Source organism: Kitasatospora sp. NPDC092039 (genome assembly GCF_044756065.1).
Taxonomy (GTDB): Bacteria; Actinomycetota; Actinomycetes; order Streptomycetales; family Streptomycetaceae; genus Kitasatospora.
Map to the genome: position 1 here is coordinate 1 of NZ_JBIVSD010000044.1, position 10,212 is coordinate 10,212.

Consider the following 10,212-nt stretch of genomic DNA (forward strand, 5'->3'; position numbering starts at 1 on the left):
GCGGCCGTGTCGGCCGACGGCGGCCGCGATGGCGACCCCGGCGAGGAGGAGCAGGGGGAGTCCGGCAGCGGCGCCGGCCGCGAGCGCGGCGACTCCGTCGGCGAGGAGTCCGGCCGCGGCGCCGAGCATCCAGGTGCCCGCGCCGATGCCGACAGAGGCGACGGCCGTGCCGACCGCCCAGCGCGGTACGAGCGGCCCGGCCGGGGTGCCGGCCGGAGCCGCGGGGAGGTTGGTCGGGATCGGGACCGGGACGTAGACCGGCTGGCCGCTCGGCAGGTACGCGACCGTCATCGGGGCGGCCGGGGCGGCGGGGGCCGGAACGGCGGTCGGGGCGGGGGCGGGGGCGAGCCCGGCCGGGGTGTCCGGAATCAGGGCGGCGAGGAGGTCGGCGGTGTCGATCGGGGGCCGATACTGGGGAGTGTTCACGGGTGCCTCCGTGGGCTCTGGAGCCGTCCCGTTGCCTCGGGGCGGCTCTCTGCGTCGGGGTGTGCGGGCCGGTGTGCGGCGGGGTGTGCGGGGGCTGTGCGGCCCCCTTCACACCCCGCGTGATGTGGGGATTCGCGCTGTGAGGCTGTGCGGGGTGTGCGGCTGTGCAGGCGGTCCTACGACCCGGCCAGGACCGGCACGAGGCGGTAGACGCCGTCGGTGCCGGTGGGGGCCAGGCGCCCCTCCTCGGCCATCCGCTTCATCTCCTTGGAGACCCACGACCGGTCGCGGGTGATCTGGCTCAGGTACGGGGCGAGGTCCTTCACCGCGACCGTGCCGGGGGCGATGCTCGCCAGCGTCTCCACGATCGTCAGCAGCATCTCCCGGGCCTCCTCCGGGCTGAGCTTGAGCGGCGGGAGGGCGACCGGGTCGCCGTCGGCCGGGGGGATCTCGGCGGTCGGGTCGATGCCCTCGTCCTCGGGGTCGACGGGGATGCCGCCGCCGTCCTGGTCGTCGTCGGCGGGCTGCTGGGCGGGCAGATACACGGAGTTCTCCGTCTGCTGGTCGGGGTCGAGGCCCGCGCGGGCCTGACGGTCGGTGAAGTAGGTGCCGGCCGCGTGCTCGGCAGCGGCGGCGGTGATCGGGTCGGTCGGGCGCCGGACAGCGGCGAACGTGCCGACCACCCACTCGGCGAGCTCGACGTAGTCGGCGGCCGTGCCGGTCCAGTAGGTGCGGGCCGGGTTCGCGTGCATGTCCTCGTCGATGCCGGCCGACACGGCGTAGACGTAGCCCTTGCGCTTGTTGCCCCAGGCCGCCGGGTTGGCGCCCGCGTCGAGCACCTCCTCCGGCAGCGCGAACTGGGCGTCGTCGCCCTTCACCCCGAAGCACAGAGCCGCGGGGAGCGAGGCGCGGGTGTCGGTGGAGAGCTGGTAGCCGGAGGCGCGCTGCATGGAGATGACCAGGGAGACGCCCGCCGAGCGGGCCTCCTGGGCGATGCCGGTGAAGGTGTCCTCGCCCATCTCCCGGAGCACCTTCGCGGCCTCCTCGAACCAGGCGAGGAGGTACGGCAGGCCCTCGCAGCCGCAGGCCTTGAGCTTCTTGCAGGAGTGGTCCTTGCTGGTCTGGCGCTGGGCGGCGGCGGGCTCCCAGGCCCGGTAGCCGTGGTCGCGCAGCCACTTCGTCCGGGCGGGAATGGCGGCCTGCACGGCGGCGGCCATGGCCATGGTCGACGGCATGTCGAACGCCGGCCAGTCGATGGCCGGGGCGAGCGGCATGAAGTCCTGCCCGGCCTTGGCCGCGTCGGACAGCCAGACCGTGACGTCGCAGCGGGTCAGGACCTCCAGCAGGACGTCCAGGGCTCCCTCCGTCTTGCCTGAGCCGGTCATCCCCATGATCAGGAGGTGGATGGCGTCCAGCAGCGGCAGCAGCAGGGCGGACCCGTCGTCGTAGACGCCGATCCGCAGCGGGGCTGCGATCGAGTCGCCGGGGGCCGACGGGCCGGGCCAGCGGGTCGGGTCCTTGAGCATGTCGGTCGGGACGATCACGAACACCCCGCGCCTGGCCGAGTCCGGGTCCGGCTGGAAGCGGATCGCGGACGGCGGGACGTCGAGGGCGGAGGCCAGCAGCGGCATCGCCTTGGTGACGTCCTGGTTGGTCAGCTCTCCGGCCGGCAGGGCGATCGGCACGGTGACCCGGTTCGGCTCGACCTTGGCCAGGCCCAGCTTGGCCTTGGCCAGGCCGACCTTCTCCAGCAGGCTGGCGTCACGCTCGCCGCCGTCCTGCTTGTCGCCGCCCCGGGTGAGCTGACGGACGTTCCAGGAGAGGGCGACGACCGGGCCGCCCATCAGGTAGGCGTCGGGCAGCGGCCCGGCCGTCGGGCCCGCCAGTGCCGCCCCGGTGATCCACGCGGTTGCGATGCCGGTGGTCACCGCGAGGTGGACGCGGCGGGCCTTGCTCATGCCCGATCCGGCCCACCAGGACGCGGCGGTCAGCGCACCGGAGGAGAGCGTCAGACCGACGGCGGCCGCCGCCGAGCCCTCCCACGCGATGTTCGCCGCGACCCCGGCCACCCCGACGCCCGCCGTGCCGATCCAGGCCGGGAGGTACGGCTTGCTGCGGTGGGCCAGCCAGGCGCCGACCTTCGCGCCGGAGCCGGAGTTGAGCCGCTGCTCGTGCTGCTCGTGCTGGGTGGTCTTCTCGGACATGAGCCTGATCCCCTTCCGGGCCTAGAACTTGAAGGGGCTGGTGGTCGCCGTGCGCTGCGGGCGCGGCTGGATCAGGTCCGAGTACTCGCGCTGCAGCGCGGCGTGGGCGGCGACCGCGTTCTTCGCGCCGCTGGTCAGCGCGTCCGAGGTCCGCTTGAGCTTCCCGGCGACGCGGCGGGCCCGCAGGCGGGCGGCGCCGATGTGGTCGCCCGGGGCGGACGCGGCCTGCGCCAGCCGGGCCTCCAGGATCTTTCCGGCGATGGCCAGCTCGATCGCCATCTGCGTCATCGCCGCCCGCACCGTGTTGCAGTACATCCGGACGTCCTCGGTGCTGTCGAAGACCGGCTCACCGAGCAGGAAGTGCGAGCCACCGCCGCTACCCTGCTGCTGCCCGCCGCCCCCGCCACCCTGCTGGTTGTTGCTGCCCACGTTCACGTTCAGCGTCGGCGCGAACTTCGCCGCGAACCCCGGAGCGAAGGTCGCCCCGACCCCCATCCCGTTGCCGACGTTCGCCGTGCCGGCCGCCGTGCCGGTGCCAGCGGTGCTGTTCTTCGTCGTGTCGACCACTGTGGTCTCCCCATGGCGAGGCCGAGCCCTCCAGGCGGTTGCCCGGGGGCTGCTTGCATCACCGACGGTAGACCAAAACACGGATTTGCACTACCCCCTAGTGATGCACGCGCCTCGTGGTCTACCGTCGTAGGTAGCGCGGTAGACCAGCCGCGGCATCGAGAGGAGGGACCGATGGCCGGATATGCCGAGATTGCGGCGCACTACACCAGGCTGATCGAGTCGGGAGAGCTGGCTCCCGGGGACCGGCTGCCGACGCAGCGAGAGGTCATGCAGGAGTGGGGCGTCGCGCAGCAGACGGCCAGCAGGTCGTTTCGGGTGCTGCGGGAGAACGGCCTGACCAAGGCCACGACCGGCGGCGGGACCGTGGTCGCCGACCCTGGCAGCTCGAACGTCGCGACCCGCGTGCGCACCTGGGCCTCGACCGGGCGGGCCCTGGCCAAGGAGGAGAGCTCCCGCATCGTCGAGATCGGGACGGTCGGCGCCGATGAAGTCGTGGCCGCCCGTCTGGAGATCGAGCCGGGCAGCCCCGTGCACGTCCGCCGCCGGGTCGTCAGCAGGAACGGCGTGCCGACCCACATGTCCAGCTCGTACTACCCGGCCTACGTCATTGCGGCCACTCCCGAGCTGACCGAGGCCGTCTCCACCGGCGGGTCGCGTGAGCTGGCAGCCGAACGGCTGGGCTCCCCCCAGTCGCGGGTGCTGGAGGAGGTCACCTCGCGCCTCGCCACCGTGCAGGAGCTGGAAGCGCTCGGTCTCACCGGCTCCACCGTCGTGACCCAGGTCGTTCGAACCGCCTGGCTCTCGGACGGCCGGATCGTCGAGGTCGCGGTGAAGGTGGCCCACGGCTCCACCGTCCTGCGCTGGACCACCCCGCTGTGACGCCAGCTCCACCGGCCCCACCCGGCGCCCCCGTTCCGATCTTCGGAGCGGGGGCGCACTGCTGTTACAACTTTCTCTACTGGATCAAGCCCTCCGGCGGCCCGGCCCGGGCCGCCTCCTGTCTCCGCCCCGGCTCACCCGGTCCCTGCCGCCGGAGGGTGCATGAGCGCCGGTCACCGATCCCGGGGGCTCCGCCCGCCGGACCCCCGGCCACCTCCGGGGAGTCGGGGGGCCGGATCGAGGGTGCGGCGTGCGTCGGGGTGGGCGTGGACCGTATGGCGGGACTCCCCGGCGGACGGCACCCAAGGGCTAGCACACCGCCCGGAGGCCCCTCACCGGCCGCGTGCGGACCGTGCACGCCCGGCGAGATGGTCGGGGCCCCCGGACGGCGCGCTCGGTCTACGACTGCCGCCCACCGGGGAGTCCCGCCACGGCCCCCCCATGGGGTCAGGGCCGATGGCCGATCGAGTGCGGAAAGGCCGGCGCCCCGACGAACCACGGGTCCAATCCCGGCCGACTCCTGGTGGCCCGGATCGAGCCCGGCCTGACTCACCGACGACCGCCGGATCGCGTGCCGTACGTCATCAGGTTCACGTACTGGTCGACGCTCGGGGACCGGTCCCTCGCGTGCGCGCACGACGCGCGCGCACCTTGGCCTCCGTCGACCGGTCGTTCCGCAACGTGATGATGATGAATTTGGGCGACACACCCTTGCATCACGGATCCGACGGCAGCCCTATCACGTGATAGGGAATCCAAGATCGAGGACGGTCACACCTCATGCACTTGAGTGACCAGGGCGAGAGCCGGACGCTCGGCACCGACCTCCGCGACGCCCTGGTCCTCGTCGGCGACGTCGTCCGGCGCGATGCCGTCGACGTCGTCCTCCTCCTCGTCGTTGACGGCGTCGAACAGGCGCCGGCCGTACGGCTTGGTCTCGGGGCCGCCTTCCATCCACCGCTCGCCGAGCGCGCACACCCGGTCCATGTCCGCCAGCAGCTCCAGGTAGGCCCGGGCCAACTCCCGGACGCCGGAGCCGACCATCGGGTCGTTCAGGATCGACTGCGCGGAAGCCGCGGATACGTACGTCATGCCGTGCCCAACGACGCGGCACGTGGTTGGTCGCACCTCTGGCATTACGGCGATCTTGGTCCCGCTCAAACCGATCAAGATCATTCTGAGTGCTAAGGTATCGTCACTTCGCTGACGATACGGCCGCCCTACCGGGCGGCCTTTTTGGTGTTCGGCGAGGTCTCGGCCCGCAGGGATCGTGCGTGCGTGAGGACGTCCGCCATGGTGATCTGGGAAGCCCGCCGGGGCCGGTCGGCCCGCCGAGGCGGAGCCGGGCGCGGCCCGGCCGTGGGGGGTTCCGGGGCCTGAAGTACCGCCCGAGCGCGCTCGACGGCGGCTTCGATCTGCCGAGCCTCGTACGCCCGCTGGCGACAGGAGCGCCGGCAGTACTGGCGACGGCTCCCCACCGGCGCATCGAAGCGCTGCCCGCAGCCCGGGCATGTCCGCTCGGGCAGTCCGCCCGTCGTCGTGTCGTCCATCCGGCCAGACTCCCAGGTGCCCGCGCGCCCGGCCGACAGGCCCGCCCGCAGCGTCACGTGACAGGCGTACCGGCTGTCACGTGACGGTCACGTGACAGCCGGTACGGTCCTGGGATGAGCACCCCTCACCGCCGCCCGCTGTACCGCCGCGACGTCGCCGACGACGAGCACCAGGCCGTCGAGCTTGGAACGGCCGGCGCCCGCCGACTCCCCGTCGAAGCCGCGGCCGCCGTCGAGCAGCTGCACGTCGTCGACGACCACCAGGAGCACGTCGAGCCGCCCCGCCGCCGCCCCCTCGGCACCGGCCCGGCTGCCGCTTATTGGAACAGTAAGCACTAACTCGCTACCGGCATCTACCGCCTGAAACGGCGGAGCGAGTTAGTGCAAACTGATACCAGTTTTGCCCCGGCGCCCACCCCGGCCGGGACGGAGCGAGGCCCCGACCGAGCACGGTCGGGGCCTTGGCGTTGGCGCGTCAGGCGGTGCCCCGGAACCGCGCCATCGACTCGGCGATCTCGTCCTGGCGGGCGGCGTTGTTGGCCCGGACGGCGGCGAGGAAGGCATCCCGCTCGGTGGTGTGGGCGTCGAGCTTCGCGCGCTGGCGTTCGGCGTCCTGGCGCTGTCGCCGCCGCTCGTGCTTGGCCTCGGCCCGGTCGGCGTCGCGGTCGGCGTCCTTGGCCTGCCGGTCGAGTTCTTCGCGGCGGGCCAGCACCCGGGCGTACAGCGCTTCCTTGACCTCGGCCAGCTCCTCGCCGGTGGCCACCCGGACGTGGCTGCGGCGCCCGCCGAGCCCGGCCACCAGGTCGGCCGCCGAGTCGTACGCCTCGGCCTCCACGATCGCCCGCACGTCCATCTCGGCGTCGGCCTTGGTCACGGTCGCGTGGGCGTCCGGCGTCATGACGACGCCGCCGGTCAGGTCGTCCGGCTGCTGCTGCTCGTAGACGTACTGGAGGTCGCGTTCCTCGGAGTCGTCGCCGGTCATGCCGAGGTGCCGGCGCAAGCCGCGGGTCCACTCGATTGCCCGGCGACCGGCCATCGCCGCCTCGTACTCCGCCCACCAGGCCCGGAGCTGGGCGACCCGGCCGTAGCCCTCGGCCTGGCGCGGGTCGGTCCCGGCCACCTCGATGTCCCACAGCCGGTAGAGCATCTGGAACGGCGTCATGCTCCGGCGGCCCCGGCCGGTCTTGCTGGAGGCGTTCACGGTCTCCAGCGCGGCCCCCTTGGTGGCGTCCAGGTCCGCCCGCACGTCGTCCGCCGACGGCCGGTTCGTCTCGGTCTCGGGCTTCCCGTCCTGCACCTTGGTCAGGTACTCGATCAGCGCCTTCGCGTCCGGCGACTTGATGATCTGGATCATCACGCCGTGGCCCTTGCCCTGGCACTTGCAGCCGACCTCGTTGCACTCGGTGGACGGCTTGAACTTCGGGTCGGCCTGCCGCAGCGTCTCCGCCCAGTCGGCCCGCAGCCAGTCCTCCCAGGCGGTCAGGTCCTCCTCGGTCGGCTCGAAGTAGCCGTCCTCGACCAGGCTGCCGTTGGCCGGGGTGCCCTCGACCGTGGCACCCAGGAAGGCCAGGCAGCCCATGTGCGGGTGCCAGCCGTTCTTCTGGCTGCGGGTGACCTCCGAGGCTCGGGCCATGCCGATGTAGCCGATCCGGTGCCGGATGCCGTCTTCGGCCGGCCGGACCGAGGCGCACTCGGTGCCGTCCTTGCGGGTCCAGCGGTTGATCGCCTCGGGCCGCCCGTAGAACGCCGGGTCGGTCAGCATCCGCTGGTAGGCCCCGGGAACCCGGCGGGGCCTGCCCGACTTATCGAGCACCGGGGCCCCGGCCTTGTCGAGCATCGGGGCGCCCCACAGCGCGTCCGAGAGCCGGGCCAGCTCGGTCGTGTGGTTGTGGCGGGCGGTCAGCGTGACCACCGCCAGCGTCCCCCCGGCCGCCAGGTGGCGGAGCGCGGCGGTCATCAGCTCCTCAGTCCGGCCCCGGCGGATCGACGCCGAGCACTCCGGGCAGAACCAGATCCGCCCGCAGCGGACCAGGCCGATCGTCACCGCGTAGCCCTTGGTGGACCGGGCGTGGATCACGCCGGTGTCGGGGTCGAGGACCCGGACGCCGCAGCCCGCACAGGCGCCGATGGCGGAGAGCTTGTTGAGCACCTTCCGGCCCTGCCAGCGGCGGACCGGGGCCGGAGTGCGCGGCTTCCCCGCCGTTGTGGCGGGTGCCTCCGAGAGGGGGTTCCCCCCTCTCGGGCTCTCCCCCGCGACCCGAGCAGCCGTCCCCTCCTCCTGCCCGCCCACCCCGCTCTCGGAAAACTCTGTCAACCCTTTACCTAGGCGCGATTCCGCGTCAGAAAATGGGGTCTGACCTGCGGAAACGGGGGCTTCAACCCGTGACATTTTCGGGTCGTTCGCGGTGATCCGCTTGGCCCGCTGGCGGCAGGTCGCCGAGCAGTAGGTGGCGGCGACCTTGCCCGGCGTGATCTTGACCGATTTGCGGCACATCGGGCACTTCGGGCGCTTGGGGAGGCGGGTTCGGGTGGCGGTGGGGCGCGCTTGGACAGCAGGACGCGCCACGCTGGTCGGCGACTCGCCGGGTAGCGGTGGCGCGGGGGTGGAGCTCTCTCGTACGCTGGACAACAGGACCTCGGAGGTGTGAAGGCTGACGAGGTTCGGCTACGCGAAGGTCCGGGCGCCTGAGAAACTCCCGGGCCTTCAGCCGTTTCTGGACTTGTTGATCCCTGATCCTGCCTCACTCGACAGGGTGCATGGGCCGTACGCGCCGCTAGGGCGTGTGAGATCTGAGCGAGGCCCGGACCGTGACGGTCCGGGCCTTTGCCGTACTGCGGGTCAGAACAGCGTGTCGGCCGTGTCGGCCGTGTCGCGGTGGGCGGCGAGCGCGGCGCGGGCGGCTCGGCGGCGGCGGTCGGTGCCGCGCCAGCAGGCCGGGCACCAGGCTCGGAGGTCGGCCGGCGGAAGGGCCGCGGCTTCACGGTCGGTCAGGTCGGGCTGGCCGACGGCGAGTCGGACCGGACCGCGGTGGCCCTTGAGGTACTGGCCGTGTCGGGTGTCGCAGCGCAGTCCCGAGCGGCCGTGTCGGCTGCCGCAGGCGCCGGTGCACTCGCAGGTGCGGCCCGCACGGTCCATGACGGTCATCCAGGTCGGGGTCGCGGCGAGCGGGTCGGCGGTGGGCGGGGTGGCGGGGGTGTGAGTCTCGAACAGCACGGGGGTTCCTCCGTGGCGTGTCGATCCGTGTCGGCCGGGCGGCCGGGGCCGTCTCCACCGGCGGGCGGTGGAGGCGACCCTGGTGGCCCGGGCGGGTCAGTCGAGGTCGGTGATCGACGTCTGGCCGGGGAGCTGGTCGGCGGGGGCGGCGGTGACGCGGTCCCACGCCTGGCGGAGCCGGGCGGCACCGGCGACGTAGCCCAGCTCGCGGAAACGGGCCTCCATCGCGCGGAGGCTGCGGGGCGGGTCGGTCTCGGTGCGGATCATGTGGACCACGACGTCCAGCTCGACGTCGGACAGCGGGGCGCCCGGGGCGGGCGACACGGCCGTGTCGGGTGCCGTGTCGGCCGGGTCGGCCGGGGTTTCGACCTCCGGCTCGGGGCCGGTCTCCGGTTCCGGCTCGTGCACCGGGAGCGGCTCCGGCTCCGGCTCGGGAGCGATCTCCGGGGTCGGCTCCGGTGCCGGGGCGGCGATCTCGACGGGGGCGGCCGGGGTCGCCGACACGGGCTCCGGGGTGGGCGACGCGGCCGTGTCGGCGGCGGGCTCGACCGGGACCGGGTTCCGGCCGTACAGGGCGTCGAGGGCAGAGACGGCGGCGGCGGCGGTCCGCTCGGCGTAGGCGTCCGGCAGGGCCGTGCCGAGCCGCGCGTCGCCCGCGCCGAGCCGTCGGGCGAGGCGCCAGGCGGCCCGCTCGGAGCGCCGGCGGACCCGCTCGACGGGGTGCCGCTCGGCGCGGGCCCGGTGGTACTCGACCAGCCGGAGGGCGTCGCCGGTGCGGCGGTCGCCCTCGGCGTCGACTCCGGTTCGGTGGACGACGATCGAGCGGGCGAGCAGGCCCGCCAGCTCGGCGGCCGCCGTCATGGCCAGCGGGGACACGCCGTAGGCCACCCGCTGGGCGGTCGTGTCGGCGATCAGGATCCCGGCGCCGGCCGCGACGACCGGGATGCCGACCAGGCCAAGGCGCATCGCGGCCGGGTACGGGCGCTGGATGAGGGTCAGGCCGAGCATCGTGAGACCGAGGACCAGGATCGCGCCCTCGCCCCCGGCGACGACGCCGACAGCCGTGTCGGAGCCCAGTGCGGCCTTGGCGTTGGCGTAGGTCCCGACCGCTCCTGCCGTGCCAACGGCGGCGCAGATGGCGAACAGCGCGGCGAAGACGGCGCGAGTGCCCTTGCTCAGGGTGCGCTTCTGCATGGCGGTCACTTCCCGATCTGGATGGTCTGGGTGACGGTCTGCGTCACGGTCTGCATCACCGACACGCCGCCCGCGTCGGAGCGGCCGTGTCGGCCGACGGCGGCCGCGATGGCGACCCCGGCGAGGAGGAGCAGGGGGAGTCCGGCAGCGGCGCCGGCCGCGAGCGCGGCGACTC

The 10,212-nt window shown here is 73.4% G+C and carries 8 protein-coding genes and 1 pseudogene; 1 reads left to right on the forward strand and 8 read right to left on the reverse strand.

Annotated features, from left to right (window positions below; genetic code table 11):
• From ACIQI7_RS38610 to traA, 3 genes and pseudogenes are all read right to left on the reverse strand, one after another.
• Positions 1-426 (reverse strand): annotated as a pseudogene (locus tag ACIQI7_RS38610) (hypothetical protein); the annotation flags it as partial.
• Positions 427-602: 176 nt separating this feature from the next.
• The gene (locus ACIQI7_RS38615) at positions 603-2,630 is read right to left on the reverse strand and encodes a sporulation protein SsgA (protein WP_401119469.1); all 2,028 of its coding nucleotides are present in this window, start codon (positions 2,628-2,630) and stop codon (positions 603-605) included.
• A 21-nt stretch (positions 2,631-2,651) separates the two neighbouring features.
• Positions 2,652-3,197: a plasmid transfer protein TraA gene (gene traA / locus ACIQI7_RS38620; RefSeq protein WP_401119472.1), complete on the reverse strand. Its 546-nt coding sequence runs from the start codon at positions 3,195-3,197 to the stop codon at positions 2,652-2,654.
• 174 nt (positions 3,198-3,371) lie between these two features.
• Between traA and ACIQI7_RS38625 the strand changes: the two genes are divergently transcribed.
• On the forward strand, positions 3,372-4,079 hold the full coding sequence (locus ACIQI7_RS38625; protein ID WP_401119475.1) for a GntR family transcriptional regulator: 708 nt from the start codon (positions 3,372-3,374) through the stop codon (positions 4,077-4,079).
• A gap of 771 nt (positions 4,080-4,850) precedes the next feature.
• Here the strand turns inward: ACIQI7_RS38625 and ACIQI7_RS38630 are convergent.
• The 5 genes from ACIQI7_RS38630 to ACIQI7_RS38650 form a co-directional block, all read right to left on the reverse strand.
• On the reverse strand, positions 4,851-5,171 hold the full coding sequence (locus tag ACIQI7_RS38630) for a hypothetical protein (protein WP_401119477.1): 321 nt from the start codon (positions 5,169-5,171) through the stop codon (positions 4,851-4,853).
• 545 nt (positions 5,172-5,716) lie between these two features.
• Positions 5,717-5,965, reverse strand: coding sequence for a hypothetical protein (locus ACIQI7_RS38635; RefSeq protein WP_401119480.1), 249 nt, complete (start codon positions 5,963-5,965; stop codon positions 5,717-5,719).
• A 139-nt stretch (positions 5,966-6,104) separates the two neighbouring features.
• On the reverse strand, positions 6,105-7,778 hold the full coding sequence (locus tag ACIQI7_RS38640; RefSeq protein WP_401119482.1) for a replication protein: 1,674 nt from the start codon (positions 7,776-7,778) through the stop codon (positions 6,105-6,107).
• Between the two features lie 690 nt (positions 7,779-8,468).
• On the reverse strand, positions 8,469-8,843 hold the full coding sequence (locus tag ACIQI7_RS38645) for a hypothetical protein (RefSeq protein WP_401119485.1): 375 nt from the start codon (positions 8,841-8,843) through the stop codon (positions 8,469-8,471).
• Positions 8,844-8,939: 96 nt separating this feature from the next.
• Positions 8,940-10,037, reverse strand: coding sequence for a hypothetical protein (locus ACIQI7_RS38650; RefSeq protein WP_401119487.1), 1,098 nt, complete (start codon positions 10,035-10,037; stop codon positions 8,940-8,942).
• Between the last annotated feature and the right edge of the window lie 175 nt (positions 10,038-10,212).